Source organism: Paenibacillus sp. J22P59 (genome assembly GCF_059383895.1).
Window position 1 is genome coordinate 1 of the sequence record NZ_JBXENX010000001.1, and the last position, 25,068, is coordinate 25,068.

Annotated in this window: 28 protein-coding genes and 1 pseudogene; 24 read left to right on the plus strand and 5 right to left on the minus strand. The window is 47.2% G+C overall.

Annotated features, from left to right (window positions below):
• The 4 genes and pseudogenes from AC50YO_RS00005 to AC50YO_RS00020 all read left to right on the plus strand — a co-directional run.
• Nucleotides 1-291, plus strand: a pseudogene (locus tag AC50YO_RS00005) (N-acetylmuramoyl-L-alanine amidase); the annotation flags it as partial.
• A gap of 174 nt (nucleotides 292-465) precedes the next feature.
• Nucleotides 466-837 carry a helix-turn-helix domain-containing protein gene (locus AC50YO_RS00010; RefSeq protein ID WP_494841791.1) on the plus strand — a complete coding sequence of 124 codons (372 nt, stop codon included), beginning with the start codon at nucleotides 466-468 and terminating at the stop codon, nucleotides 835-837.
• A complete protein-coding gene (locus AC50YO_RS00015; protein ID WP_494841793.1) occupies nucleotides 834-1,349 on the plus strand; it encodes an ImmA/IrrE family metallo-endopeptidase in 516 nt (171 codons plus the stop codon). Before AC50YO_RS00010 ends, AC50YO_RS00015 begins: the two co-directional genes overlap by 4 nt.
• A 221-nt stretch (nucleotides 1,350-1,570) precedes the next feature.
• The gene (locus AC50YO_RS00020) at nucleotides 1,571-1,795 is read left to right on the plus strand and encodes a hypothetical protein (RefSeq protein WP_494841795.1); all 225 of its coding nucleotides are present in this window, start codon (nucleotides 1,571-1,573) and stop codon (nucleotides 1,793-1,795) included.
• Between the two features lie 725 nt (nucleotides 1,796-2,520).
• Here AC50YO_RS00020 and AC50YO_RS00025 read toward each other — a convergent pair.
• Nucleotides 2,521-2,649, minus strand: a complete 129-nt coding sequence (locus AC50YO_RS00025) for a hypothetical protein (RefSeq protein WP_494841797.1) — start codon at nucleotides 2,647-2,649, stop codon at nucleotides 2,521-2,523.
• Between the two features lie 134 nt (nucleotides 2,650-2,783).
• Here AC50YO_RS00025 and AC50YO_RS00030 point away from each other — a divergent pair, with 134 nt between their 5' ends.
• From AC50YO_RS00030 to coaD, 5 genes are all read left to right on the plus strand, one after another.
• Nucleotides 2,784-3,002, plus strand: a complete 219-nt coding sequence (locus AC50YO_RS00030; RefSeq protein ID WP_494841799.1) for a helix-turn-helix domain-containing protein — start codon at nucleotides 2,784-2,786, stop codon at nucleotides 3,000-3,002.
• An 83-nt stretch (nucleotides 3,003-3,085) separates the two neighbouring features.
• On the plus strand, nucleotides 3,086-3,367 hold the full coding sequence (locus AC50YO_RS00035) for a LexA family protein (RefSeq protein WP_494841801.1): 282 nt from the start codon (nucleotides 3,086-3,088) through the stop codon (nucleotides 3,365-3,367).
• Nucleotides 3,368-3,701: 334 nt separating this feature from the next.
• Nucleotides 3,702-3,911, plus strand: a complete 210-nt coding sequence (locus AC50YO_RS00040) for a single-stranded DNA-binding protein (protein WP_494841803.1) — start codon at nucleotides 3,702-3,704, stop codon at nucleotides 3,909-3,911.
• Between the two features lie 13 nt (nucleotides 3,912-3,924).
• Nucleotides 3,925-4,518 (plus strand): 16S rRNA (guanine(966)-N(2))-methyltransferase RsmD, encoded by a 594-nt coding sequence (gene rsmD / locus AC50YO_RS00045; RefSeq protein ID WP_494841805.1) that lies wholly within the window; start codon nucleotides 3,925-3,927, stop codon nucleotides 4,516-4,518.
• Nucleotides 4,490-5,014, plus strand: coding sequence for a pantetheine-phosphate adenylyltransferase (gene coaD, locus AC50YO_RS00050; RefSeq protein WP_494841807.1), 525 nt, complete (start codon nucleotides 4,490-4,492; stop codon nucleotides 5,012-5,014). Before rsmD ends, coaD begins: the two co-directional genes overlap by 29 nt.
• Nucleotides 5,015-5,022: 8 nt before the next feature.
• Here the strand turns inward: coaD and AC50YO_RS00055 are convergent, their stop codons facing one another.
• A complete protein-coding gene (locus AC50YO_RS00055) occupies nucleotides 5,023-6,273 on the minus strand; it encodes a nucleoside recognition domain-containing protein (protein WP_494841809.1) in 1,251 nt (416 codons plus the stop codon).
• Nucleotides 6,274-6,404: 131 nt separating this feature from the next.
• Between AC50YO_RS00055 and AC50YO_RS00060 the strand changes: the two genes are divergently transcribed.
• Nucleotides 6,405-7,505, plus strand: coding sequence for a YlbL family protein (locus AC50YO_RS00060; RefSeq protein WP_494841811.1), 1,101 nt, complete (start codon nucleotides 6,405-6,407; stop codon nucleotides 7,503-7,505).
• On the opposite strand, the gene AC50YO_RS00065 is transcribed toward AC50YO_RS00060, so the two are convergent.
• Complete coding sequence (locus tag AC50YO_RS00065; RefSeq protein WP_494841813.1) at nucleotides 7,495-8,739, minus strand: nucleotidyltransferase; 1,245 nt, start codon at nucleotides 8,737-8,739, stop codon at nucleotides 7,495-7,497. The two genes, AC50YO_RS00060 and AC50YO_RS00065, sit on opposite strands and share 11 nt — an antisense overlap.
• Before the next feature lie 159 nt (nucleotides 8,740-8,898).
• Between AC50YO_RS00065 and AC50YO_RS00070 the strand changes: the two genes are divergently transcribed.
• From AC50YO_RS00070 to rnc, 10 genes are all read left to right on the plus strand, one after another.
• Nucleotides 8,899-9,414: a YceD family protein gene (locus tag AC50YO_RS00070; RefSeq protein WP_494841815.1), complete on the plus strand. Its 516-nt coding sequence runs from the start codon at nucleotides 8,899-8,901 to the stop codon at nucleotides 9,412-9,414.
• A gap of 41 nt (nucleotides 9,415-9,455) precedes the next feature.
• Nucleotides 9,456-9,629 (plus strand): 50S ribosomal protein L32, encoded by a 174-nt coding sequence (gene rpmF, locus AC50YO_RS00075; RefSeq protein ID WP_021880971.1) that lies wholly within the window; start codon nucleotides 9,456-9,458, stop codon nucleotides 9,627-9,629.
• Nucleotides 9,630-9,812: 183 nt separating this feature from the next.
• Nucleotides 9,813-10,385 carry a transcription factor FapR gene (fapR, locus tag AC50YO_RS00080; RefSeq protein ID WP_494843165.1) on the plus strand — a complete coding sequence of 191 codons (573 nt, stop codon included), beginning with the start codon at nucleotides 9,813-9,815 and terminating at the stop codon, nucleotides 10,383-10,385.
• Nucleotides 10,386-10,399: 14 nt separating this feature from the next.
• Entirely contained in the window at nucleotides 10,400-11,389 is a 990-nt protein-coding gene (plsX, locus tag AC50YO_RS00085; protein ID WP_494841818.1) for a phosphate acyltransferase PlsX, read from the plus strand.
• 10 nt (nucleotides 11,390-11,399) lie between these two features.
• Nucleotides 11,400-12,389 (plus strand): beta-ketoacyl-ACP synthase III, encoded by a 990-nt coding sequence (locus AC50YO_RS00090; RefSeq protein WP_494843167.1) that lies wholly within the window; start codon nucleotides 11,400-11,402, stop codon nucleotides 12,387-12,389.
• A 13-nt stretch (nucleotides 12,390-12,402) separates the two neighbouring features.
• Nucleotides 12,403-13,326: an ACP S-malonyltransferase gene (gene fabD, locus AC50YO_RS00095; protein WP_494841820.1), complete on the plus strand. Its 924-nt coding sequence runs from the start codon at nucleotides 12,403-12,405 to the stop codon at nucleotides 13,324-13,326.
• Between the two features lie 56 nt (nucleotides 13,327-13,382).
• Nucleotides 13,383-14,132 carry a 3-oxoacyl-[acyl-carrier-protein] reductase gene (gene fabG, locus AC50YO_RS00100; RefSeq protein WP_494841822.1) on the plus strand — a complete coding sequence of 250 codons (750 nt, stop codon included), beginning with the start codon at nucleotides 13,383-13,385 and terminating at the stop codon, nucleotides 14,130-14,132.
• A 94-nt stretch (nucleotides 14,133-14,226) separates the two neighbouring features.
• Complete coding sequence (gene acpP, locus AC50YO_RS00105; RefSeq protein ID WP_494841824.1) at nucleotides 14,227-14,460, plus strand: acyl carrier protein; 234 nt, start codon at nucleotides 14,227-14,229, stop codon at nucleotides 14,458-14,460.
• 152 nt (nucleotides 14,461-14,612) lie between these two features.
• A complete protein-coding gene (gene fabF, locus AC50YO_RS00110; protein WP_494841826.1) occupies nucleotides 14,613-15,854 on the plus strand; it encodes a beta-ketoacyl-ACP synthase II in 1,242 nt (413 codons plus the stop codon).
• Complete coding sequence (rnc, locus tag AC50YO_RS00115) at nucleotides 15,844-16,542, plus strand: ribonuclease III (protein ID WP_494841828.1); 699 nt, start codon at nucleotides 15,844-15,846, stop codon at nucleotides 16,540-16,542. The genes fabF and rnc overlap by 11 nt, the downstream gene beginning before the upstream one ends.
• A gap of 574 nt (nucleotides 16,543-17,116) precedes the next feature.
• Here rnc and AC50YO_RS00120 read toward each other — a convergent pair.
• Both AC50YO_RS00120 and AC50YO_RS00125 read right to left on the minus strand, forming a co-directional pair.
• Nucleotides 17,117-17,647 (minus strand): DoxX family membrane protein, encoded by a 531-nt coding sequence (locus AC50YO_RS00120; protein ID WP_494841834.1) that lies wholly within the window; start codon nucleotides 17,645-17,647, stop codon nucleotides 17,117-17,119.
• A gap of 221 nt (nucleotides 17,648-17,868) precedes the next feature.
• A complete protein-coding gene (locus tag AC50YO_RS00125; RefSeq protein ID WP_494841837.1) occupies nucleotides 17,869-18,402 on the minus strand; it encodes a DoxX family protein in 534 nt (177 codons plus the stop codon).
• Between the two features lie 164 nt (nucleotides 18,403-18,566).
• Here AC50YO_RS00125 and smc point away from each other — a divergent pair, with 164 nt between their 5' ends.
• The 4 genes from smc (at nucleotide 18,567) to ffh (ending at nucleotide 25,062) form a co-directional block, all read left to right on the plus strand.
• On the plus strand, nucleotides 18,567-22,157 hold the full coding sequence (gene smc / locus AC50YO_RS00130; protein WP_494841839.1) for a chromosome segregation protein SMC: 3,591 nt from the start codon (nucleotides 18,567-18,569) through the stop codon (nucleotides 22,155-22,157).
• A gap of 26 nt (nucleotides 22,158-22,183) precedes the next feature.
• Nucleotides 22,184-23,179, plus strand: a complete 996-nt coding sequence (ftsY, locus tag AC50YO_RS00135) for a signal recognition particle-docking protein FtsY (protein WP_494841841.1) — start codon at nucleotides 22,184-22,186, stop codon at nucleotides 23,177-23,179.
• 112 nt (nucleotides 23,180-23,291) lie between these two features.
• Nucleotides 23,292-23,693, plus strand: a complete 402-nt coding sequence (ylxM, locus tag AC50YO_RS00140) for a YlxM family DNA-binding protein (protein ID WP_494841843.1) — start codon at nucleotides 23,292-23,294, stop codon at nucleotides 23,691-23,693.
• Nucleotides 23,680-25,062 carry a signal recognition particle protein gene (gene ffh / locus AC50YO_RS00145; RefSeq protein WP_494841845.1) on the plus strand — a complete coding sequence of 461 codons (1,383 nt, stop codon included), beginning with the start codon at nucleotides 23,680-23,682 and terminating at the stop codon, nucleotides 25,060-25,062. The genes ylxM and ffh overlap by 14 nt, the downstream gene beginning before the upstream one ends.
• The last annotated feature ends 6 nt before the right edge of the window (nucleotides 25,063-25,068 follow it).

The window sequence follows — 25,068 nt, forward strand, 5'->3', positions numbered from 1 at the left end:
CGCAGATGGGGCGTAGATCGGTTACGCCGTCACTATGACTGGTCAGGCAAGATATGCCCGCGGCTAATGTATGACGGTGGCAAGTGGACTAGATGGGTGGAGTTTAAGGCGACAGTAGCTGATAAAATGGAGGGATACAAAATGAAGGCAGAGGATGCGAACAAGCTCATTGCTGCTCATCTTAGCCCGATGTGGGCAGCAGCCAAGAAGAAAAATGATGTTGCAGGAATGAAGGAAGCTAACCGGTTGGCTAATGAGCTGCGGAAGGCAAGTGGTCAAAAACTACAGTAAATTCGGAGAGTTGTTGTCAGTTTAAAGTCAGCAAGGATTTTCTCACTTTCTATTAAAGTAGAATCCAACACAACATTGTTTCCTGAATCAACAAAAAAAGTTGACTGAGGAAACAATGTTGTGCTATTATAATAGTGAAAGAAGATAATTTCAAAGTGAGAGGGGGCAGTATCCATGCTAACTCTATTTGGTAAGTTTTGTAGAAAACTCCGAATCGACAATGGAGAGTTACTTAAACATATGGCTGACTACTTAGGAGTTACATCATCCTATCTGTCTGCTGTGGAGAACGGTAAACGAAATGTTCCTCAAGAATGGTTTAACACTATTACTAACAGATACTCACTCCATGTTGAACAACAACATGAATTAAGAGTCGCTATTGAGCAATCTCAACTGCAAGTTAAAGTTGAGATGAGGGATTACAACAATGGCGATAGGAATTTGATTATGGCATTCGCGAGGGAAATAAAAAACCTAGACGAAGATAACAAGCAGAGAATCAGGGATATTTTGAATCAGAACTCGGAAGGAGGCAGTGAATGAGTGGATATCTAGCACAGCCTTTATCTAGAGTAAGCATAAGTTCTTATGTAATAGCTATAAGGGAAGCCATGGGATTGAAAGATGCGAAAGAATTTCCGGTTATGTACTTTCTTGAACACATTCTTCCGCAAGTTCATCCTGATTTCTTATATGAGATTGTTCCCTTTGAAGAAATGCCAAATCGAGAAGGGTTGGCTGTGCCAGATAAACATCTGATTCTCATAAGGGAAGATGTTTACGACAACGCTACTCTCAATAAGCCGAGGGACAGATTTACTATCGCTCATGAAATAGGTCATTATCTATTACATAAACCTGAAAGAGTTTCTTTTGCTAGAGGTAAAAAGGGGGGAGAAATCCCTGCTTATCTAAACCCTGAATGGCAAGCTAATACATTTGCTGGGGAGCTACTAGCCCCGCCAAGTGTAATCAAGGGTATGAGCCTGCTTGAAATTATGTCGCATTGTAAGGTTTCCAAAAAAGTTGCGGAAATTCAAATGAGATATGCATAGAAGTAAAATAAATAGGAGGGGTCTAGATGGTAGAGGTACATAAAAAAAACCGCGACTCTTGCAGAGAGCCCACGGTTGTGTAGCATCAATTACTGCACACGACGTCCAATGCAGTAGTGATCGGCTACATAAATATTTGTTTGTGGTGAACTAATATTAGCATGTGGACACGGCTCCTGACAAGAACCAATTTAATGGCTCGAAGCCAGGGGGTATTCATAATGAATAATAAAGAACAAATTAACACAGGTGGAAAAAAGAATAAAAGCAAGTACATTAAGAAAATGCATAACGGGCAAGAACTTACATGGAGTCTTGAATTTGGGGCATGGGGCATTTTTCGTCCATACCGTAAAGACCCCAAAACAGGAGAACTAGTGTGGGCTCGTCTTCATGGTAAAAGAGCTTGGTTCATCCCGGTTCATTACGGTCCATTACCAGATTAATAAATTAATATGAACATCGTGTAACCGATCAACATAGATGTTCTGCAAACAATAGCTCATCGGTCATTATTTATGACTGGTGAGCTATTGTTTTATTGGGCGGCGGTATCCATCTGGTGTTCGTCAGGTGGTCGGTTCATTGATACCGCGGTTCATAGCTTCCTTGTAAGCATTGGGGCGCGTACAGCGCCGCTAGCCGGGCTTTCAAGGATCCAGAGGCGTTAAGTTAAACTGCAGTGCTTTATGAATTTTACTATTCTGGATTCGGACTGCCCGAACCAAAACCAAAATGCTGAGAGCTAACACTGTGACATCTGGTAACGTTTAATGAAAAATCCGATCGGACTATGGTCGCAAGGCTTTCTTTCTGTCTGCATATACTTCGCTAAAAATCTACCGATTTTGCAACCTAGCATTTTTCTCCTCTATTCTCCTCTGTAACGCCTCTTTGTATGCAACTAATCTGATGACCCCGCCTTTCGACTGCCATGCGGTATGCTAAGCAACATAGCTGCTTTACGTGTGTAGAACAGTAAGCGATCGACGTTAGTCTTCATTACTTCTTTCTCCATAACTTTATTAGAGCCGCAACACTTATGGTCAGAGCTACAATAGAGATACTAAGCGTCAATGTGTCCATAACCTATACCTCCTAGATTTATTTTATTGTTGCGTTATGTTAAGATTGGATAGAGAGGCCGTCGTTAGCGACCTCTCAACGGAACCTATTTACGTTTGCGTGGTCCGCGGCGTTTTTTGGTTCCTTTTTTCTTTTCCTGAGTTGCCAGCCTGTAAAGCATGATTGCTGTTATAAACTGTATAGCGGCTGTCAGGAGTCCGATCCAATCTTTCATTTGTTTTCCTCACCTCCTTATATTCTTATTATACAACGAAAATAGTTGAAAGTCAACGAATATAGTTTATAAATATAACTATATATGTTGAATAATAACGGCTGTTGTTCTATAATGATATCGAGGTGATGGGGATGTTATATTTGAAGTTGCAGGAGATAATGGAGGAGAAACGCTGGAATGCTCGCCAATTAAGTGAAGCTACTGGCATACGATGGAACACTATAGATGATATGGCCAAGAATAAATCTAAAGCGTGGTCACGGGAGAACTTGGACATAATCATGAGGGTGCTTGAAATTGAGGACATCAACAAACTAATTGAATACAGAAAAGAAGGCTCTGGCACATAATGCTGGAGCTTATTTTATATCTTGATAGAGAACATTTGTTCTTATATAATAATCCTAGATAATGAATACGGAGGCGATCAGTTTTGAAGCTAACAATCAGAAATTTAGATGTTGCAATGGCAATCCTTGATTACACAGAAAAGCATGGACGGTCACCTGCAATTACGGATCTATGTAAACTGACAAAAATAGCTTCTAGATCAACTGTTCACACGCACCTAGCGAGGTTGAGGGAAATGGGAATTGTCTCATGGGGAGTTGGAGAGGTTCGTTCGTTAAAAATTCTTAATGCTCAATTTGTTAAGGATGAGCATGCTAAGCTGCTGCAGCTCGAAAAAGATAAATTGAAAGACTATATATATTAGGGGAGCCTGCGTATGATTAATCAAATGGAAACTTATATTGATAAAATCGTGCAGCTCATTTATATAGATCGTAAACGAAATATATCTATAAGGAATATTCGAGTGATTTCTGTTAAGGGAGAACAGATTAAAGCATACTGTTATTCTGCGAAGGCTGTGAGGATATTTAACCGTGTTGGGATTATAGATTTCGAGTTGGAGAATACTCCTGTTTAATTTCTCGTCATCAATTTGTCATCAAGTGAAAATCAGTTTGATAGTTTCAGGTGTGAAAATACTTGTTTTATCAGTAGTTATGCAAAAAAATCGGGGCTCCTTTTGGGAGCCCCTTTTCATGGGAGAGGAGAAACCGGACGAAGAGCTTATGGGGAAACGTAAGTCTTCTCCGCGGTTGTCTACGACATCTTCCGACGCCGATGATACTATTTTGTCCGGGATGTGGGGGATTATACATGTAGAGGCAAAAAAATCTGCCTTGCCCGTTATCGGGCGCTTTTTCTGCGGCAGAAAAATGTGGTACGATAGGCGGGACAGAAGAACATAAGGGGGAAAATGCAATGAGAGTCATTGCAGGCGAGGCCAAAGGCCGCACACTGAAGGCGGTGCCTGGCATGAATACGCGTCCTACGACGGATAAAGTAAAGGAAGCTATATTCAGCATGATCGGGCCGTTCTTTGACGGAGGCGTGGCCCTTGATTTATTCGCCGGTACAGGCGGTCTTGGCATAGAGGCTTGGAGCAGGGGGATTGAGAAGACGATTTTTATTGATCGGGAAAAGACGAGCATTGATATTATAAAGCTGAATACGGAAACGGCAGGTATGGGACGGCATGCCGAAATCTATCGTAACGATGCAGACCGGGCGGTTAAGCTTCTCGATAAACGCGATATCGTATTCTCATTAGTATTCTTGGATCCGCCTTATCGAATGGTCGGAATGGACGAGCTTATGTTAGACCTAGCGCAACGCTCTATGCTGGAAGAAGACGCAATAATCGTGGTAGAGCATGATGCGTCGCATGTCTATCCCGAGCAGATGAAAGATTTTGTCCAATTGAAAAAACAAAAGTACGGCGATACAGCTGTATCTATTTATCGATATGCACCAAACGACAGCCTTAATGGAGGAACAGACCTTGCAGAAGAATGAAAAGATACGTGTAGCGGTATATCCTGGAAGCTTTGACCCAGTAACCTACGGGCATTTGGACATTATCCGCCGTTCGGCGAAGCAGTTCGATCATTTAATCGTAGCTATATTGAATAATACGAGTAAAAACCCTTTATTCTCGGTAGAAGAACGTAAAGAAATGTTGCTGGAGGTAACTAGTGATATTCCGAATGTTACCGTTGAGAGCTTCCGCGATTTGCTCGTCCGGTTCATGAAGTCACGCCAGGCGAACGTGATCGTTCGCGGAATACGCTCGGTGACGGACTTCGAATATGAGCTCACATTGGCTTCAACGAATCAATTGCTCGATAGCGAGATTGATACGATCTTCATGATGACGAATCCGAAGTATTCTTATTTAAGCTCCAGCATCGTAAAAGAAATCGCACAATTCAACGGCTCGGTAGCCGAGTTGGTTCCCCCAGGCATTGAGCAGCGCTTGATTGCCAAATATGAATCCAAGCAGCAATCCTAACAAGCTGCTTATTTGTTGTGTGATGGCGGATGATTGGGTTGCCCGGTACGTTTCATTAGCAATAGGATCACAAATACCACGGTCAACAGGACGGCGATAGTCGTCGTATAGGGCCATAGAGAAGGCAGTTGAGCCGCTGTAAACGTTGTTGGCCATATGGGCTGCAGGGCTGACTCACTTGGTCCGACCGACATGACCGGCTCTATGCTTGAGGAAGAGCCTGGTAATAGCCGCAATACGGATTGGGCAGGCTGCCACAGCAGCAATGCGAACAAAGCAGCGTGAAGAGCATGCAGCAATCTTGCCGCAATGAAAGGCAGCAGCTTCAGGTCCGTCCCAGAGATCGCATAGCCGGCTTGGAGAATAGCGCTCAATCCGCTCCAACCTAGAACAGCGGCGACAGCGGCAACCTGAACTGCAAGGTTGATAGTTGTCCCTTGCCAGACAGCAGCAGCATAGGTGCCGATGTGGCTCTCAAGCAGTGCCGGCAGAATCAGCTCGACAGAACTATTGATTTGGGGTAGTGCTAATTGTATGAGAGGCTGAGCAAGCTTGGCGATAACCGCAGCAAAAATCATGAAGCCGCCGATTGCCATAAGCTTCTGTACACTTAAGGAGACGGAGTCGCCTAGCGCCTTGCCGAAGCTGCGGCCGTCTTGCTCTCTGCCGGTTGTAATGGCGCTATTCGTTTTATCTAGCAGACTTCCTGCAGGCTCCGCTGTGCTATGCCAAATGCTAGCAGGAGTAGGATGAATCGGCTTCTGGATGAGTCTCATGATGCCCATTGTCCATAGAGCCGAGAGCCAGACGATGATGGCAATATAGACACCAAGTTCCGGACGATGCAAGAAGCCTGCGCCGACAACAACGAGCATAAATAAAGGATTAGGCATATGAGATAGAGCGAGCAGGCGTTGCCCTTCATTCCGGTTCAGTATGCCGCTGCGTCTAAGCGCTGCAGTCGAATCTGCTCCGGCTTGAAACCCTGACATCCAGCCTAGCAGTAAGGGAAGAGCTGCTTCACCGGGAAGCTTGAACACTCTGCGCATAACCGGTCGGAGCAGGCTGCCAATTCCATGAATAAGGCCAAAGGCGGCAATAAGCTCGAAGAGAACAAGGAATGGGAGCAAGCCCGGAAACACGATATTCCACCATATTGTAAGTCCTTGCAAGGAAGCCTGAAAAGCATCGTCCGGCTGCCGGATGATGGCGACTACAAGCAAGATAGAGATTATAGCTGACAGAATCGTTCGTATCACAGGGTTGATCAACTCCACTACATACATTTTTGGACAAACAATGCTGGTATTCATTGTACGCTTGGAAGAACAGGGATAGACCAGTACGTTTCAGTAGAGAACAGCCACAAGATTAACGGAGCTATTAAGGAATGCGATGGACTCGTGAAGGAGAGAGACGAATGCAGGCGGCACGGAATAAGGAATGGACAAGAACGGTTCTCATTTGTGGAGCCACCGCTCTATTGATGTGGTTTTTGCTGTATGCGCCGACTCCCTTCTTAATCTACGAGCCGGGGCTGGCGGCATCTACGAAGCAAATGGTGACTCTTGGTCAGTCAGGGCAACAAGCTGCAAACACCGCCAATGCCAAGAAAGAAGGGGCCTTCTTCTTAACGACGATTAAGCTGACAGGAACGGATTATTTGCAAGCCTTATTTGCAACGTGGGATTCGAACAAAAATGTATATCGAAAAAAGGATATATTACGTGGATATTCTGAACAGGAATTTATAGAGCGCCAATCGGTTAGTATGTTAGGCTCTCAGAATAATGCTATTGAAGCCGCTTATAGACTGGCTGGCGTTCCTTATCAGATCGTGCCCGAATCTATCATCGTCACGGACTCCCCGGCACATCGGGCGGAAGGCCTTCATGCAGGCGACACTCTCATTCGTGTAGATGACAGAGCGGTTAAGAGCTATGCTGGCCTGATTCAAGCTCTCCAACATAAGCGGACTGACGATTCAGTAAAGATAGCTGTACAGCGTGGAGAAGCCGTGACAGAGCTCTCTGTGAGACTAGGCAAGCTTGAAGGCTTGGAGAATGAGGACAAGCTTGCAGCCGCAATTGGTACGATTAAGCTGGCGGAACAGCATCATTTGAAGGCAAATGAGGACAGCTTGCAGCTGACGATTACAGCTGGGTCCATAGGCGGACCTTCTGCCGGGTTAATATTTGCTCTGCAAAGCTATGACCTATTGAGTGAAGGGGATCTTACAGGAGGCTTGCGGATCGCAGGGACGGGAACGATTAAGCCAAATGGCGAGGTTGGGGAGATTGGCGGCATTGCTTACAAAATTGTCGCAGCTGAAGAGGAAGGGGCGCAATTGTTTCTCTCTCCAGCAGGCAATTATAAGGAGGCGGCCACCAAAGCGGCAGCGATCGGAAGCCGTATGAAGGTGGTTAGTGTACAAACGCTTGATGAGGCCGTAGACGCTATTAATCGTTTTGTCAGCATCATTACACCATGATAGGCTTATCGAAGTAATCCCGGAATAAGGCTCTGGTTGAAGCTAGGTTTGTGTTAGCGAGCATGTAAGCTCCTGTAGCCTGTACATCCAGTTCAAGATAACGGTAGCGTGCTGGAGGTCTAGCTGCACTGAGCAGAACAGGCAGCTTGGCAGTTTTGCGCATTCGGCGGAGCAGCTCCTTGCCTTTGTCAGAGAAGCCAAGGACACGAATGTATTCAATACCTGATGCTAAGCGTTCTGCAGTGAAGTCTTCTTTTTTATGCTGCAGCAAAATAGAGAGAAGAACCCGCTGCAGCTTCGTTCTTGTATAGCGTTTGGTTTTGACCTGCTCCAGCAGCAATTCGACTGCAGGCATGTCGAGCTGCGGAATGGCTTGGAGCAAGCGATGCTCCAAGCCTTCTGTGATTTCATGGAATTGTCCTAATTGAGCGGCAGAATGGGTAATTAACGTATGGAACAATGGAGCGGTGAAGCTGTCCCAAGAAACAGGGCTCCTGCCAGCGAGCCATTCCCGTTCCATAATGGCAAAGGTAGAGGAAGGCACGTAAGGCTTGCTGCCAAGCAGCTCGCCCTTATTGGATAGCAGCTTGCGTATAGCAGTAGCACTGGCGATCGTGCTGTCGGTTAAGGTGGTTTGCCCGTACTCCGACTTCTCTCGGCGGATTGTAAAGGGCTCCATGCGACCGCTAATCCGCTCCAGCGCCACCAAATAATGAAGGCCAAGTGTATGGTTCGGCAGCGCATAGGGGAAAGCAGCGGCTTCTGTCAGCCCGACTGCTTTCAAATAAGCAGCTATTGCTGAGCTGTAGGCGCTGGGATAACTGACGCCTGACTCAAGAGTCTCCTTGAGCAGCTGCTTGAAGGCAGGCGGTTCATTCGCTATTAGACGAGCCGCTTCCTGCATGGCAGTCAGTTCGCCGCTCTCAGAGCCGAAGCAGAAGGAATCGACTACACCAGTTGCCTCAAGCAGGGATATAGCTCCATAGGCAAACCATTCGGCTGCTTGGGTTGCATAGGCGACCGGCAGCTCAATGACAAGGTCGCAGCCGCCTCGCAAAGCGGCTTCTGTTCGTGCCCATTTGTCCATTATGGCTGGTTCTCCGCGCTGTAAAAAATGCCCGCTCATTACGGCGACGACTGTATCGGCCTTAGATATTTTTTGTGATTGTTGCAAATGATATTGATGTCCGTTGTGAAATGGGTTATACTCAACAATTAGCCCTACCGTACGCATTGGAACTCTCCTTGCTTGCGAGAAATATATGATTCATCATAGCACAATGCTGTTCTATTATTCATAGAGTCAGAAGAATAAAACGAATTGCCGTCCGACTATGTTGACAAAACCATAGTAAAATAGATATAATAATTTTTGTTTGTTTGGGGTGATCTAATGGAGTTTCATGTACAAGAAACAATGTCCAAAGGGTTAAAGATAACGATCGACGAAACGTTGGACGTATCCGCTCTGTTTGAAGGACGTATCGATGTCATTAGCACGGGTCCGCTTCATGTGTCTCTTCAAGTATCAGGGAACGAAGGCGGGATTACAGTCGAAGGTGAATTGACAATCGACTGGGAGCTCGGCTGCTCTCGTTGTCTTGAACCACTTAAGACACACACGACAATTCCTTTCTTCGAGCAGTTCCAACCGGCATCCCCAGAGGATGACGGAAAGAATGACGACGAGGATGATGATTTCATTTCGGTGAAGGAAGACGTACTAGATTTGAGGCCTTATGTGGAAGAAGCGCTTCAACTCTTTATGCCTTTTGCGCCATTATGCAGTGATGATTGCAAGGGACTTTGTCAATCCTGCGGACAGAACTTGAATGAACAACAATGTGGCTGTTCGAGGGAGAAGATTGATCCTCGACTTGAAGTTCTCAAGGATTTATTCAAAGATTAATAACGCAATACCCTATTGATTTTGTGAAGGAGGTGGGAAACATGGCAGTACCTCAAAGAAGAACGTCGAAAACTCGCCGCGACAAACGTCGCACGCACTTTAAGCTGGCGGTACCTGGAATGGTAAAATGCGAGCAATGCGGAGAGTTGAAATTGGCTCACCACGTATGCAAAGTGTGCGGATATTACAAAACGAAAGAGGTTATTTCCCAATAATCTCGGGGTTTCCCACAATAGCACTTCATTGCGATGAGGTGCTATTTTTTATGCCTCGTTGCTTCTGGAGGCTATTTTTTATATAATTGTTTAGTACCAGGTGATAATATCAGCCATCATTTTGGAGCGGCTGCAATAGAGTAGTTTAGATATGACTTTAAGGTGGTGCCGACAATCGAACGAATGCCCAAACGGCAGCGGCATCAGCTGCTCGCCCGATTAATTGATGAGAATCCATTTATCACGGATCGGGAGCTTACTCGTGATTTGAAGGTGAGCATCCAGACCATTCGATTAGATCGTATGGAGCTGGGTATACCTGAGCTCCGGGAGAGAATGAAGCTGATGGCAGAACGTTCATACGATTCGGTCCAGTCTCTGCCGCTGCATGAAGTGATAGGTGATATTGTTGATCTGCAGTTGGATAAGAGTGGTATTTCAATATTCGAGATACGAGAAGAGCATGTATTCTCGCGAACAGGCATCGCTAGGGGGCACCATGTTTTTGCCCAAGCGAACTCGCTCGCGGTAGCAATTATAGATGATAAAATTGCCTTGACGGTTACAGCGGATATCCGTTTTATAAGACCCGTTAAACTAGGTGAGAAATGTATTGCCAAAGCGTATGTTCGCTCCATATCGGGAGAACGGCATAAGGCTAAGGTGGAGTTATTTACTTATGTAGGCGAAGAAATGGTGTTTCAAGGGAATTTCGTTATTTATCGGTCTACGGGAGATAACGAGAATGAGGCTTAGGGAGGAAAACAAACATGCGGATCGCCATTGATGCTATGGGAGGCGACCATGCTCCTGGCCTGATTGTACAGGGAGTATTGGAAGCTGCGCGAGAGTGGCAGGATATTGAGCTGCTGCTAGTCGGGGATACAGCGGTTATTGAGCCGCTATTGGGCGGGAACAAGCCCGCCAACATCACAATATGCCATGCGGATGAAGTGATTGGTCCTGATGATGAGCCCGTTAAAGCGGTTCGTAGAAAAAAAGGCGCTTCCATGGTTGTAGCCGGACAATTAGTCAAGGATAAGCAGGCGGATGCTATGCTGTCCGCAGGCAACACTGGCGCTCTGATGACGACTGGCCTGCTTGTTGTGGGCCGCCTTGATGGAATTGAACGTCCTGCGCTTGCTCCAATGCTGCCAACGATGGATGATATCGGAGTGCTTGCTCTTGATCTTGGGGCCAATATGGATGCGAAGCCAGAGCATTTGCTTCAATACGCGATTATGGGCAGTATCTATCGCAGTAAAGTGCATGGAATGGATAAGCCTAGAGTTGGCTTGCTCAATGTTGGAACGGAAGCGAAGAAAGGCAATGAGCTGACAAAAGCCGCTTATGAGCTGATTGAACAGGCACCTGTTCATTTTATCGGCAATGTGGAGGCTCGCGATATACTTACCCGGAGCTGTGACGTACTCGTTTGTGACGGCTTTGCAGGAAATATTCTACTGAAAGCGATGGAGGGGACAGCGGGGACGCTGTTTACTTTCCTGAAGCAAGCCTTCGGAGATACATTACTTACGAAGCTGGCAGCAGCGATTATGATGCCAAAGCTTCGTACGCTGAAGAATAAAATGGATTATAAAGAGCATGGCAGCGCGCCGTTGCTTGGATTGAATGGGTTAGTCATGAAATGTCATGGGTCTTCTGATGCCACTGCGATCAAGAATGCGGTTCGTCAAGCTCGTACAGCGATTCAGTCCAAGTTAACAGAATCCATAGCAGAGGAAATTAGCGGGAAATGAGTGGAAAATGATGAATTTGCGTCCTGTTGGCATTATTGGAACGGGTAAATATGTACCCGACCGAATTTTATCCAATCAAGAGTTAGAAACAATGGTTGAAACGAATGATGAGTGGATTGTCACTCGTACAGGTATTCGTGAACGGAGAATAGCAGCTGCAGAGCAGGCTACTTCCGATCTTGCGCTGGAGGCATCTAAGCAGGCCATTGCTGCTGCTGGCCTAACTGTCGAAGATATCGATCTCATTATTGTGGCGACAATTACGCCAGATATGTTCTTCCCGTCGACAGCTTGCTTGCTGCAAGAAAAGCTTGGAGCCAAAAAAGCCGCAGCATTTGATTTGTCGGCTGCATGCTCAGGCTTCATCTATGGTCTGGCGACAGCGTCGAATATGATTGCGACAGGAATGTACAAGCATGTGCTCGTTGTAGGTGCAGAAACATTGTCCAGAATCACGGATTATACGGACCGTAACACCTGTATTTTATTCGGGGACGGGGCAGGAGCGGTCGTTCTTGGACCTGTTGCGGAAGGGCGAGGCTTCCTTTCGTTCGAGCTGGGGGCAGATGGCGCAGGAGGCGATCTTCTCAGGGTAAGCGGCGGCGGCTCACGCGTACCGTCTTCGGAAGACAGCGTTGCAGCCAAGCAGCATTTTATTCATATGGCTGGCAATGATGTATTCAAATTTGCCGTTCGTATCATGGGCAGTGCCGCAGAGGCTGCTCTTAGCAAAGCTGGCATATCAAAAGAAGATATCGATCTATTGGTTCCTCACCAAGCAAATATTCGCATTATCCAATCGGCATTGAATCGTTTGAGTTTGCCGGAAGAGAAATGTATGATCAACCTGAACAAATACGGCAACGTGTCTGCAGCCTCTATTCCAATTGCGCTTGCAGAGGCGGTTGAAGAGGGTCGTGTAAGTGAAGGGGATTGCATGGTTCTCGTTGGTTTTGGCGGCGGACTTACATGGGGCGCTTCAGTACTGATCTGGTCATAACGGAGGGACTATCATGAGTAAAACAGCATTTATATTTCCAGGTCAAGGCGCGCAAGCGGTTGGCATGGGCAAGGATGCGCATGATGCATTAGATTGCTCGCGCGCCATTTTCGAGCAGGCGGATACTGCACTAGGATTTAAGCTGAGTGACATTATATTTAACGGACCAGACGACATGCTGAAGCAGACCGCTTATACACAGCCTGCATTGTTAACCGTTAGTGTTGCACTATTAGAGGCGCTTGCAAATAAAGGATTGAAACCTGATTATGTTGCTGGTCACAGCCTAGGTGAATACAGTGCGCTTGTTGCAGCAGGTGTGCTGTCATTCGAAGATGCTGTGAGAATGGTTCGAGCGCGTGGTGAATTTATGGAGCAGGCTGTGCCAAGCGGACAAGGTGCTATGGCCGCTGTCCTCGGCGCAGAGCGCAGCGTGCTTGCTGAGCTGTGTGCTGCGATCTCAGCAGAAGGCAACGCGGTCGAGCTTGCGAACGTGAACTGCCCAGGCCAAATCGTTGTCTCTGGAACAGCAGCGGGCGTACAAGCCGTTGTTGAGCGCGGCAAAGAAGCAGCAGGAGCCAAACGGGTTATCCCGCTTGAAGTCAGCGGGCCATTCCACTCTTCTTTAATGAAGCCTGCGGCACTTAAGCTTGCTGATGTACTGGCGACAGTCACCATGCAAGAAGCTGCTGTTCCTGTTGTGGCGAATGTGACGGCGAAGTCGGTTTCTGAAGCATCAGTGATAAGAGAACTGCTTGTAGAGCAAGTCTATTCTCCGGTTCTATGGGAGGATAGTATCCTTTATTTAATCGAACAGGGCGTAGATACATTTGTCGAGATTGGATCAGGCACAGTACTTGCTGGCTTGGTGAAAAAAATCGATAAAACTGTGCGCATTGTTTCGGTAAACAGCATCGCTGCAATTGAAGCTCTGTAAGCGGGCTAGAAGTTGTAAGCTTCGCAAGTGGCTCTACTTTGATAAGGAGGGATAACATGTTTGCCAGTCTTGAAGGAAAGAAGGCGCTTGTTACAGGTGCTTCGCGCGGTATTGGGCGAGCGATTGCTATTGCCCTAGCGGAAGCAGGTGCAGACGTAGCGATAAATTACTCTGGCAGTGAGGCTGCTGCTGCGGAGACGGCGCAAGCTGTTGAAGCACTTGGGCGTCGTGCGATTATCTTGCAAGCCAATGTAGGCAAAGTGGACGAATTCGAGACGATGGTTAAGAGCGTTATCGAACAATTCGGTTCCCTTGATATTTTGGTGAATAATGCAGGTATTACAAGAGATAATCTAATTATGCGTATGAAAGAAGAAGAATTCGATCAAGTTATTGAGACGAACCTGAAGGGTGTCTTCAACGGAATCAAAGCGGTAACTCGTTCGATGATGAAGCAGCGCTCTGGACGTATCATTAATATTTCATCTGTTGTCGGTGTACTCGGTAACCCTGGACAAGCTAACTATGTCGCTGCTAAGGCAGGGGTCATTGGCTTGACCAAGGCAAGTGCTAAGGAACTGGCGTCCCGTGGCATTACGGTGAACTGTGTTGCGCCTGGATTCATACAAACGGAGATGACCGATAAATTGCCTGATGAAATGAAGGCTTCCTTATCGGGCCAGATTCCGCTTGCTCGTCTCGGTAACCCAGAGGATATCGCTGCTGCGGTTCGTTTCCTGGCATCAGATGAGGCTGCCTATATGACGGGTCAGACCGTTCATGTAGACGGTGGCATGTATATGTAAGGTTGCTGCCAGCGCGGGCAAGATGTTTTTAAAACGGTTACGTCTGGCATTTTGTCTGTAATTCTCGTATAATACCAAAGAGGAGGTGAACCGGATGTCCGAAGTAGTAGAACGTGTAACACGTATCGTCGTCGACAGACTTGGCGTGAGCGAAAATGAAGTCACATTGGAAGCCTCCTTTAAGGATGACCTCGGCGCTGACTCTCTTGATGTCGTTGAATTGGTCATGGAGTTGGAAGACGAGTTTGATATGGAAATCTCTGATGAAGATGCAGAGACCATCACCACTGTGGGAGAAGTAGTCAAATACATACAATCTCATACGTAAAGAGGAAGGGTCCCGTTGTCACAAACGGGACTTCTCTCCATGTGATGAACATTTCCATTATGACGTGATGAACTGAGCTGAACGGCTTTTTTATATATAGAGAGAAATGATGCAAGTACGCATTTAATTTGCAGTCAATAGAGGTGAGTCAAATGAAACAGAGAGTAGTCGTAACTGGCATGGGGGTCATGACCTCGTTAGGCTCCGAAGTGGAGCAATTCTGGGCTAATTTGCTGGAAGGAAAGTCGGGCGTTTCATTAATTGAGGCTTTTGACGTAAGCGAATACCCAACGCAGATTGCTGCCGAGATCAAAAATTTCAATCCTGAAGATTATAACCTGGACAAGAAAGAAGCGCGCCGTATGGATCGCTACGTTCAATTCGCCGCAGTTGCTAGTCAATCTGCAGTGAAGGATTCGGGCATCCTTATCGGAGAGAACGTTGATCCGGAGCGTATTGGCGTAATTGTCGGCTCTGGTATTGGCGGTCTAGGTACTTGGGAAGATCAGCATAATATTCTGCTTGAGAAAGGTCCGAAACGCGTTAGTCCATTCTTCATTCCAATGATGATCGCTAACATGGCTTCCGGACAAGTATCGATGCTGACGGGTGCCAAGGGCCCTAACACTGCAGCTGTAACTGCTTGTGCGACGGGAACGCATTCCATCGGAGATTCTTTCAAAATCATTCAGCGCGGCGATGCAGACGTTATGATATGCGGCGGTGCAGAAGCAACGATTCGACCAACCGGTCTAGCTGGATTCTGTGCTATGCGGGCCATGTCAACACGCAATGATGATCCTGCCAAAGCAAGCCGTCCATTCGATACAGATCGCGATGGTTTCGTTATGGGTGAAGGCGCGGGTGTGCTGATCTTGGAATCCCTTGAGCATGCACAAAAGCGCGGGGCACATATTTATGCTGAGATTATCGGCTACGGTATGAGCGGTGACGCTCATCATATGACAGAGCCTGATCCAGACGGCGCAGCTCGCTGCATGGTCAAAGCACTGAAGGACGCAGGAATCGAACCGGAGGCTATTGATTATATCAATGCTCACGGCACATCGACCTCAGTTGGTGACCGTTCTGAGACGAAGGCGATTAAGAAAGCCTTTGGCGACCACGCTTACAAAGTGGCAGTCAGCTCTACCAAATCAATGACGGGCCACCTACTCGGTGCTGCTGGCGGCGTTGAAGCAGTTATTCTTGGGTTGACGCTGCAGAATGGCATTATTGCGCCAACGATTAATCTTGAGAATCAAGATCCAGAATGTGATCTGGATTATGTTCCTAATACACCGCGTAAAGCGGAAGTGAAAACAGCGTTGTCTAACTCATTCGGCTTCGGCGGTCACAACGCTACGATCGTGATGAAAGTTTATGAGGCGTGATTCGTTTAACGAGCTGCAGACCCGTGTGCAGCTCCGTTTTAAACAACCCAAACTGCTGAAGCAAGCATTTACTCATACGTCATATGTGAATGAGCATAAGCATGGCACTATTGAACATAACGAACGTTTGGAGTTCCTTGGCGATGCCGTACTCCAACTGCTTGTTTCGGAATATTTGTTCACTTCTTACCCAAGGCGCCCGGAAGGCGAGCTTACTCGGATGCGAGCATCCGTTGTCTGTGAGCCTTCGCTTGCGCAATTCGCTGAACGTCTCGATCTAGGCTCTCATGTTCAGCTTGGACGTGGCGAGGAGCAATTGGGAGGACGTCAGAGACCAGCACTGCTCGCCGATTTATTCGAAGCGTTCGTCGGAGCCATTTATTTGGATGCCGGCATAGAACGGACGCGCGTCTTCCTTGAAACTTATATGTTTCCTTATATTGAATCGAATGATTATGGCTTGCTAGTGAAGGATTTCAAGTCCAAGCTGCAAGAACGGGCCCAGCATAATGGTCTTGGTGCTGTCGAATATCGTATTACGGAAGAACGCGGTCCAGCTCATGATCGAGAGTTCGTCGTAGCCGTCTATATCGGTGATTCGGCCTTCGGAAGCGGTAATGGCCGCACGAAGAAGGAAGCGGAGCAGCGTGCCGCTGCAGAAGCATGGCAATCACTATCGCAAGAATAGAGAAGAAGAAGCCGGTTATCCGGCTTCTTCTTTTTTATTATTACTATATCCTAAATATAACCTGATTGTTGGACGAGGCTTAGACTGTCGACAATTGAATTCCATGAAAGCATGCTATCGCCTGCAATTTTCCGAACTGAGACTGACCTTGCGGGAATTGGTTCCACTTAGTAGTTGGGATTATTTCGGCCATTGTAGGACGTTGAAGAAGTAGGGATGAGTTTTTCTCAGTGGGGTTGTTTCGTCCGAATATTGTTCATTGTACTTTAAGGAACGGCACGGTGTTCCGTTATTTTTGCTGGTGACCGACTTCAGATGAAAGTAACGGATCTCGGTTCCGGTATTTGGAGGATTTTCTGCTTTTTCTTCAAATTATTAAGAATAGAGGAATGGAATTCCGCTATTCTATCTCTTTGAACCTCAAAGTTGTGAATAGCGGATCAAGGTTCCGTTAAACGCGTTCTGTTGGGTGTTGGGTGTTGGGGTTGAGCGGACTGTTGAGGGATAGAATTAAGCAGCATCCAATGCAAAAAAGAGCATCGTCCACTTACTGGACGCTGCTCTTTTATATATACTAAGCTTGCTTCCCAGGAATATTACCTGCTGCTCTCCCGCGTTTGCGGAATTGCTCATAATATTTGTGCAGCATAGGGGTGATGAAGTAACCGAGACCGAAGCGCCCACCGTTAGCTCCTGCGACAAATACGATGAGGCCGAGAAGCAATAGCCAAGGGTTAGTGCTGATCGTTCCAGCGAATAAGAACATGAAATTCATCAATCCGCCAAAGAATGCAGCAGCTGTAGTTAAGGCTCCAAGGATCAGGCCGAGACCAACTAAAAATTCACCTAGTGGTATAACAAAATTAATTATATTCGTATTAGGCAATGCGAAATTTTCCAAAAATGTAGTAAACGTTGGGTATAGCGGTTGTTGTGTTGCTTTGTCCATCACGGGATTCGTTACGGCATTGCCCAAGTAACCAGCTGCATCGAATCCATCGGTTAATTTGTGATACCCGACTGTTATCCATTGCCACCCTAGAAAAACTCGAATGACGGTAACAATCCCAGCAGCCCATTTGTTCTCTCTCCACCATTTCATCATCTTGATCGACTCCTTATCTCTTGTCTTGTGTTGTCTTGTTCTAAGCATACGCCTGTAGAACTAGATTTAATGTGATATTTTTCACAAAACAAGAGATAGTTACGACATAATTATTACTATTTCGACAAAAGTCATTAAAATCAACATGCATTATTAAAATTTATTGAAAAGCAGGCTAGAAATAAGCCTGCTTGAATTTTCTGTGCCATCGGGAGGTCCCGTTAAGCTTGTCTGACTGCTTCACCTGATGTAGAAGCTGTGTTCTTGCGCTGACGCAGGCTGTCAAACTTTTTGCTAATGATTGGACTGACGAAACGGTCCAGACCGAAGCGTCCAGCATTGGAACCCGCAACAAAAATAACAAAAGCGATGAGCAGAAACCAAGGGTTCTTGCTTACAGATCCTGCGAACATGAACGTAAAGTTCATCAACATTCCGAAAAATGCAGCTGTAGTTGTGAAGAGGCCTACAATTAATCCAGCACCGACCAACAGCTCACCGAATGGGACGATTAGATTGAACAGCCCAATATTCGGCAAAGCAAAGTTTTCCAAAAACGCATGAAAATTCGGATAGACAAGCTCCTGTGTGGTTCTGTCGACGATTGGATTTTTAATAGCATTTCCAATAAAGCCAGAAGCATCAAAGCCATCTGTTAGTTTGCCGATACCTGACGTTAGCCATTGCCATCCCAAATACAACCGAATTACCGTGATAACTGCTGCGACCCACTTGTTTTCTCTATACCATTTCATTTGTATACGACTCCTTTATTATTAACCTCCTCGCTTGCATCAAGTTTTTACTCTCACATGAATTAGTATAACGCTTTCATTGACAGGATACCACCTATATTGTCAACATAGTTAACGGGTCGTTTAAGATGTGCTACAATGTACGATGAGGTGAAAGCCAGACTATGTTCCTGAAGCGGATAGAATTATCAGGTTTTAAATCATTTGCCGACAAAACGGAAATGGAATTCGTTACCGGCATTACCGCAGTTGTCGGGCCGAACGGCAGCGGTAAGAGCAATATTTCGGATGGCATCAGGTGGGTGCTTGGCGAGCAAAGCGCAAAGAGCCTGCGTGGCGGTAAGATGGAAGATATTATTTTTGCAGGCAGCGATGCACGTAAGGCTGTCAATTATGGTGAAGTATCACTTACGCTTAATAATGAGGATGGAGCTCTTCCATTAGAGTATAACGAAGTTACCGTAACCCGCCGCGTCCATCGCAGCGGAGATAGCGAATATATGATTAATAAGCAGCCATGCCGGCTGAAGGATATAACCGAGCTGTTCATGGATACGGGTATCGGGAAAGAAGCCTACTCGATTATCGGACAGGGTAGAATTGAAGAAATTCTAAGCACCCGGTCTGAGGATCGCAGGGGCATTTTCGAAGAGGCCTCGGGTATCGTGAAATATAAATCCCGCAAACGTGAGGCACAGAAGAAGCTGGAGGATACCGAGCAGAATTTGCTTCGGATTCATGACCTGGTGACAGAGCTGGAGGATCAGGTTATACCGCTGCGCGAGCAGTCGGAGAAGGCTATTCATTATAAGCAGCTTAGAGAACAGCTCAAGACGCAGGAAATATCCATGTACGTGCATAATATCGAGAATGTACATAGCTCATGGTCAGAGGCAAATACGAAGCTTGATCGGCTTAAAAAAGAACAGCTTGAGCTCTCTACTGTTGTCAGCAAGCATGACGCTCATTTGGAAAAGGATCGGCAAATGCTTAGAGAGCTGGAAGATGCGCTTGATCGACTGCATGAAGCGATGCTTCAGTATAGTGAAGAGTACGAGAAGTGCGAAGGCTACGGCGAGGTTCTGAAGGAACGGAAGAAGAACCTCGATCAGAACAAACATCAGCTAGAAGAGACGATTGCGGCACAGGATGAGCGCATTGCCGCCTTAACGCAAGAAGAGGCCGAATTCCACAGTCGGGCTGCTGCTCTTGAAGTAGAGATGGCGGGCCTTAAAGTTAAGCTGGCGGAAGAGGAAAATAATCTGATTGGCGTTGTCGGTGGAGCAGGCGTTGATGCAGAGGAGCTTCTGAAGGGCGAGCTGCTTGATGTACTCAGCACGATGGCACAGCTGCGCAATGAAATTCGTTATGCAGGGCAGCAGCAAGAAGCTGTTCAGCGAAGGATGGAACGGTTAACCGATGAGGAAGCGAAGTGGGCAGAGCAGCATAAGCGTCTGGCTGAGCGCCGTTCCAAGCTGGAGAAGCAACTTGAAGCTACTATGGACACTATTTCCTCAACTCGTACAAGCTATATAGATGAAGCAGAGAAAAGTAAAGAGCTTGGTCAATACGTTGAAGAAGCTTCCACTGCTATTCGCAAGTGGGAGCAGAAGCTGGACTCCAATCGTTCTCGCAGAGATACGATGAAGGAAATGCAGGATGCCTTGGATGGATTCATGCAAGGTGTGCGCGAGGTGCTGAAAGCGTCTCGTCGTTCTACTGGCGGAATTGGCGGTGTCCATGGAGCGGTGGCCGAGCTGGTACGTGTTCCTGAACGTATTGAGACCGCTGTCGAAACTGCGCTCGGTGGAGCATTGCAGCATATCGTAATGGAAGACGAGAAGTCAGCACGCACAGCGATCGCCTTCTTGAAGCAAAGACAGCTTGGACGTGCAACTTTCTTGCCGCTTGACGTCATTCGTGGACGGCAAGTGCCAGAGCATGATAAACGGCTTGCCGCAGCTGTGGATGGTTTCGTAGGGGTTGCCGCTGATCTGGTCTCATGTGAGCCGAAGTATGCAGCTATCATTAATAATTTATTAGGCAATGTGCTGTTGGCGGAGACGCTAGAGCAAGCGAATAGAATTGCATCCAAGTGCCAATACCGGTATAGAGTCGTTACATTGGAAGGCGATGTTGTAAATGCTGGCGGTTCGATGACCGGGGGCAGCCTGCAGAAGAAGGGGGCAAGCCTTCTAGGCCGTCAAAGGCAGATTGAAGCGTTGGATAAGGAAATTATTGAAGCGGATGCGCGTATCGTTCAGCTTCGAGATAGGCTAAGCGATCTTCGCAAGGAGCAGTCCATTCGCTCACAAAATATGGAGGAGCTTCGAGCAGCTTCAGAGCAGCACAGGATTAATGAGCAGCAGGTAAGAGCGGAGCTTCAGCAATTAGAGAACGAAGCGAAGCATCTGAGCGAGCAGGAGCAGCTATTCACGGCAGATCGCAGCAGTCATCAGGCGGAACAGCAGTCTATGCAGACGACGGCGGAAGCTGCTGAGATTAGATTAGAGCAGCTAACGCAAGATGAAGCGAGGCTCCAGGAAGCAATTCGTATAGCTGAGGAGAAACGCAAGGCAAGCGAGACTGCGAAGGAAGCGCTGCAGGGTCAGTTGACGGATTTGAAAATTGCGGTGGCAAAGACGGATCAAGAGAAGCTGTCCTTTGAAGATCAAGCGACACGTGTCCGTTCTGATATTCAACGGGTGAAAAAGGAGCTTGCTGGCTTCCGAACACTGCTTGCTCAGCAAGAAGAAGAGCTGGCACGCCATAGTGACGAGACGGTTAATCAGATTGAGCAGATTAACAGCTTGCGCCTTAAGAAGCAGGAATGTGCGGAGCAGACTGATCTGAAGCGTTCACAGCGAGCCGATCGTCTTCGTGAGTTGGAGCAAGGTGAGAGCGATACGAAGGAGCAGCGCGTACAGCTTCGAGAGGTAGAAGAGCAAATGCGTCAGACGGAGATTGCTGCGAATCGACTTGATGTGGAGTTGGACAATTTGCTCCGTAAGCTGAGCGAGGAGTATGAGCTTAGCTTCGAGCTTGCGAAGGAGCAGTATCCAGTGCCGGAGGATGTCATCGGTACACAGAACGCTGTCCGCGAGCTGCGGCGCCAGATTAGCGCGTTAGGCGATGTCAATTTGGGTGCAATTGACGAATATGAACGAGTACGCGAGAGATTCGAATTCCTGACTGAGCAGAAGGATGATCTGATTGAAGCGAAGACGACGCTGTATCAGGTCATCAAGGAAATGGACGATGAAATGTCGAAACGGTTCAAGACGACATTTGAGGCGATTCGTGGCCATTTTGTCGTCGTATTTGCGAAGCTGTTCGGTGGAGGACGTGCTGACCTGGTACTAGTTGAGCCGGATCGGGTACTTGATACTGGGATTGAGATTGTGGCGCAGCCGCCAGGCAAGAAGCTGCAAAATTTAATGCTGCTCTCCGGTGGAGAACGGGCCTTGACCGCTATTGCGTTGCTGTTTGCTATCTTGCAGGTTAAGCCGGTTCCATTCTGCGTGCTTGATGAGGTTGAGGCCGCACTGGACGAAGCGAACGTATCACGATTCGCGCAATATTTGCGTGAGTTCTCAGATTTGACGCAATTCATTGTCGTTACCCATCGCAAAGGTACAATGGAAGAAGCAGATGTTCTCTATGGGGTGACGATGGAGGAAGGCGGCGTATCGAAGCTGGTATCCGTCCGCTTAGAGGAAGAGCAAGACAAGGAAGAAGAGCAAGAAAGTGCTTAGATAGAGGACAGAGGGGGCAGCAAACGATGAGTTTTTTTAAGAAGCTGAAGGAAAGCATTGCTACCAAGACAGAAGCGGTCACAAATATTTTTAAAGAGGGTTTGACGAAAACCCGTGCTGCGATTGTTGAGAAGGTTGAAGATCTCATCATCCGCCGCAAGAAGATTGATGAGGAGTTCTACGAAGAGCTGGAAGAAATTCTGATCGGAGCTGATGTTGGCGTTAATACGGTCATGCAGCTCATTGATGAGCTTCGTGCAGAAGTGAAGAAGCGCAAGATCGAGGATGCAGCAGATTTGCAGCCGATCTTATCAGAGAAGCTGGTTGGGCTATTGAAGGGCGAGAACAATCCCGGTCTGCAAATGTCTGCAAGCGGCATTACGGTCATCTTGTTCGTTGGCGTTAATGGCGTCGGCAAGACAACTACAATCGGTAAGCTCGCGCATAAATTTAAAAGCGAGGGCAAAAGCGTGCTTCTGGCAGCAGGCGATACTTTCCGTGCAGGTGCAATAGAGCAGCTCGAAGTATGGGGACAACGTGTAGGAGTAGATGTCATCAAGCAGCAATCGGGCTCTGACCCTGCCGCTGTTATGTTTGATGCCGTACAAGCTGCCAAGCAGCGGGGCGTTGATATTCTGCTATGCGATACGGCAGGAAGACTTCAGAATAAGTCGAACCTGATGGAAGAGCTGAACAAAATATTCCGTGTTATCCAACGGGAAATTCCTGATGCTCCCCATGAAGTACTGCTCGTGCTGGATGCAACAACGGGCCAGAATGCATTAAGCCAAGCTAAGCTATTCGGTGAGAAAAGCGGTGTTACGGGGCTTGTGCTGACGAAGCTTGACGGCACAGCCAAGGGCGGTATCGTCATCGCTATTCGCAATGAGCTGAATTTGCCAGTGAAGCTGGTTGGATTAGGCGAGAAAATGACAGACTTGCAGGAGTTCGATTCCGAGCAATTCGTACATGCCCTTTTTGCAGGCTTGATCCAGAAGGAAGAGGAGTCCGAGGAACAATAAAGGTGACAAGGACAAAAGCTTGACAGAGGCATTTGCTATCGTGTATGATAAGAATCGTTGTAAAGGTTATTTGCTTGACAGTGTGTATAACGAATGAGGGGGCGCAATGGTGATGAGCATAAATGAGCCCGATGCCCTTGCGAAGATGACCCGAATTAATTTATTATTTGACTTCTATGAGCCGCTTCTTACCGATAAGCAGCGGACATTTCTTAAATATTATTTTCACGACGATTTCTCCTTAGGAGAGATTGCTGCTGAGTCAGGCATCAGCCGACAAGCGGTGTACGAGCATGTGAAGCGAGCAGAGCAGGTGCTGGAGAGTTATGAGAGCAAACTGAAGCTGCTCGCCAAGCATGGGGCACTACTCCAGCTAACACAGCAATTGGAGAGCAGTATTGCTTCATTGTCCATTAGCGACAGCGTTAAGAATCATTTGCTGGCGGTAATCGAACAATTAGCGACAATAGATCAAATAGAAATGACGGAGGTGATGGATCATGGCGGCATTTGAGAGCTTGACGAGCCGATTGCAAAATGTGTTCAGCAAGCTGAAAGGTAAAGGCAAGGTATCTGAGGACGATGTGAATGAAGCGATGCGCGAAGTGCGGCTTGCGCTGCTCGAGGCAGACGTTAACTTTAAAGTCGTCAAAGATTTTATCGCCAAAGTAAAAGAAAAATCCCTCGGATTAGAGGTAACCAAGAGCTTCACTCCTGGCATGGTTATTATTGATATTGTCAATAAAGAAATGACAGAGCTCATGGGTGGCACGCAGAGCAAGCTTGCTAAGGCGAACAAGCCTCCGACTGTTATTATGATGGTTGGTTTGCAAGGCGCTGGTAAGACGACCACAAGCGGCAAGCTGGCTAAGCTGCTCCAGAAGGGCAACCATAAGCCATTGTTGATTGCTTGTGATATTTATCGGCCAGCAGCCATCAAGCAGCTTCAAGTGCTTGGCGAACAGATTAATGCTCCGGTATTCTCCATGGGAGATCAGACTTCTCCAGTGGAGATAGCTAAGGCTGGTTTGCAGCACGCTAAAGAAAATCATAATGATTATGTCATTATTGATACAGCGGGTCGTCTACATATTGACGAGGCGCTGATGGATGAGCTGAAGCAGATCCATAGTCATACTCGTCCTGATGAAGTATTGCTCGTTGTAGATGCAATGACAGGACAAGATGCAGTTAATGTTGCACAAAGCTTCCACGAGCAATTGGAGCTGACGGGCGTTGTGCTTACGAAGCTCGATGGCGATACTCGCGGTGGTGCTGCCCTTTCTGTCAAAGCGGTAACGGGACAGCCAATCAAATTCGCGGCAATGGGTGAGAAGATCGACTCATTGGAGCCATTCCATCCAGATCGGATGGCTTCACGGATTCTTGGCATGGGCGATATGCTATCGCTTATTGAGAAGGCGCAAGCGAACATTGATACGGAGAAAGCGGCAGAGATGGAGCGCAAAATGCGCAATGCCGAATTCACGTTCGATGATTTCTTGGAACAGATGGAGCAGGTTCGTAATTTAGGGCCAATCGACCAGCTCATGGATATGCTGCCCGGCATGAACAAAATGAAGGGCGTCAAGGACATGAAGGTGGACGAGAAGCAGATTGGCCGAGTGGAAGCTATTGTTCGTTCGATGACGAAGGAAGAAAAGCAGAAGCCGGAGATCATGAACCATAGCCGCCGGAGACGGATCGCTACAGGCAGTGGAACATCGGTTGCCGAGGTTAATCGTCTGATCAAGCAATTCGATGATATGCGCAAGATGATGAAGCAGTTCTCGTCGATGATGGGGCCGAAGGGTCCTAAAGGCGGCATGAAGGGACTGAAAGGGCTCATGGGCAAAGCAAAAGGGATGAAGTTCCCTTTCTAAGCTTGA

Coding starts and splice junctions, on each gene's coding strand:
- AC50YO_RS00010 (WP_494841791.1), top strand. CDS start 466: ATGCTAACTCTATTTGGTAAGTTTTGTAGAAAACTCCGAATCGACAAT.
- AC50YO_RS00015 (WP_494841793.1), top strand. CDS start 834: ATGAGTGGATATCTAGCACAGCCTTTATCTAGAGTAAGCATAAGTTCT.
- AC50YO_RS00020 (WP_494841795.1), top strand. CDS start 1,571: ATGAATAATAAAGAACAAATTAACACAGGTGGAAAAAAGAATAAAAGC.
- AC50YO_RS00025 (WP_494841797.1), bottom strand. CDS start 2,649: ATGAAAGATTGGATCGGACTCCTGACAGCCGCTATACAGTTTATAACA.
- AC50YO_RS00030 (WP_494841799.1), top strand. CDS start 2,784: ATGTTATATTTGAAGTTGCAGGAGATAATGGAGGAGAAACGCTGGAAT.
- AC50YO_RS00040 (WP_494841803.1), top strand. CDS start 3,702: ATGGGAGAGGAGAAACCGGACGAAGAGCTTATGGGGAAACGTAAGTCT.
- rsmD (WP_494841805.1), top strand. CDS start 3,925: ATGAGAGTCATTGCAGGCGAGGCCAAAGGCCGCACACTGAAGGCGGTG.
- coaD (WP_494841807.1), top strand. CDS start 4,490: ATGGAGGAACAGACCTTGCAGAAGAATGAAAAGATACGTGTAGCGGTA.
- AC50YO_RS00060 (WP_494841811.1), top strand. CDS start 6,405: ATGCGATGGACTCGTGAAGGAGAGAGACGAATGCAGGCGGCACGGAAT.
- AC50YO_RS00065 (WP_494841813.1), bottom strand. CDS start 8,739: ATGCGTACGGTAGGGCTAATTGTTGAGTATAACCCATTTCACAACGGA.
- AC50YO_RS00070 (WP_494841815.1), top strand. CDS start 8,899: ATGGAGTTTCATGTACAAGAAACAATGTCCAAAGGGTTAAAGATAACG.
- rpmF (WP_021880971.1), top strand. CDS start 9,456: ATGGCAGTACCTCAAAGAAGAACGTCGAAAACTCGCCGCGACAAACGT.
- fapR (WP_494843165.1), top strand. CDS start 9,813: ATGCCCAAACGGCAGCGGCATCAGCTGCTCGCCCGATTAATTGATGAG.
- plsX (WP_494841818.1), top strand. CDS start 10,400: ATGCGGATCGCCATTGATGCTATGGGAGGCGACCATGCTCCTGGCCTG.
- AC50YO_RS00090 (WP_494843167.1), top strand. CDS start 11,400: ATGAATTTGCGTCCTGTTGGCATTATTGGAACGGGTAAATATGTACCC.
- fabD (WP_494841820.1), top strand. CDS start 12,403: ATGAGTAAAACAGCATTTATATTTCCAGGTCAAGGCGCGCAAGCGGTT.
- fabG (WP_494841822.1), top strand. CDS start 13,383: ATGTTTGCCAGTCTTGAAGGAAAGAAGGCGCTTGTTACAGGTGCTTCG.
- acpP (WP_494841824.1), top strand. CDS start 14,227: ATGTCCGAAGTAGTAGAACGTGTAACACGTATCGTCGTCGACAGACTT.
- fabF (WP_494841826.1), top strand. CDS start 14,613: ATGAAACAGAGAGTAGTCGTAACTGGCATGGGGGTCATGACCTCGTTA.
- rnc (WP_494841828.1), top strand. CDS start 15,844: ATGAGGCGTGATTCGTTTAACGAGCTGCAGACCCGTGTGCAGCTCCGT.
- AC50YO_RS00120 (WP_494841834.1), bottom strand. CDS start 17,647: ATGATGAAATGGTGGAGAGAGAACAAATGGGCTGCTGGGATTGTTACC.
- AC50YO_RS00125 (WP_494841837.1), bottom strand. CDS start 18,402: ATGAAATGGTATAGAGAAAACAAGTGGGTCGCAGCAGTTATCACGGTA.
- smc (WP_494841839.1), top strand. CDS start 18,567: ATGTTCCTGAAGCGGATAGAATTATCAGGTTTTAAATCATTTGCCGAC.
- ftsY (WP_494841841.1), top strand. CDS start 22,184: ATGAGTTTTTTTAAGAAGCTGAAGGAAAGCATTGCTACCAAGACAGAA.
- ylxM (WP_494841843.1), top strand. CDS start 23,292: ATGAGCATAAATGAGCCCGATGCCCTTGCGAAGATGACCCGAATTAAT.
- ffh (WP_494841845.1), top strand. CDS start 23,680: ATGGCGGCATTTGAGAGCTTGACGAGCCGATTGCAAAATGTGTTCAGC.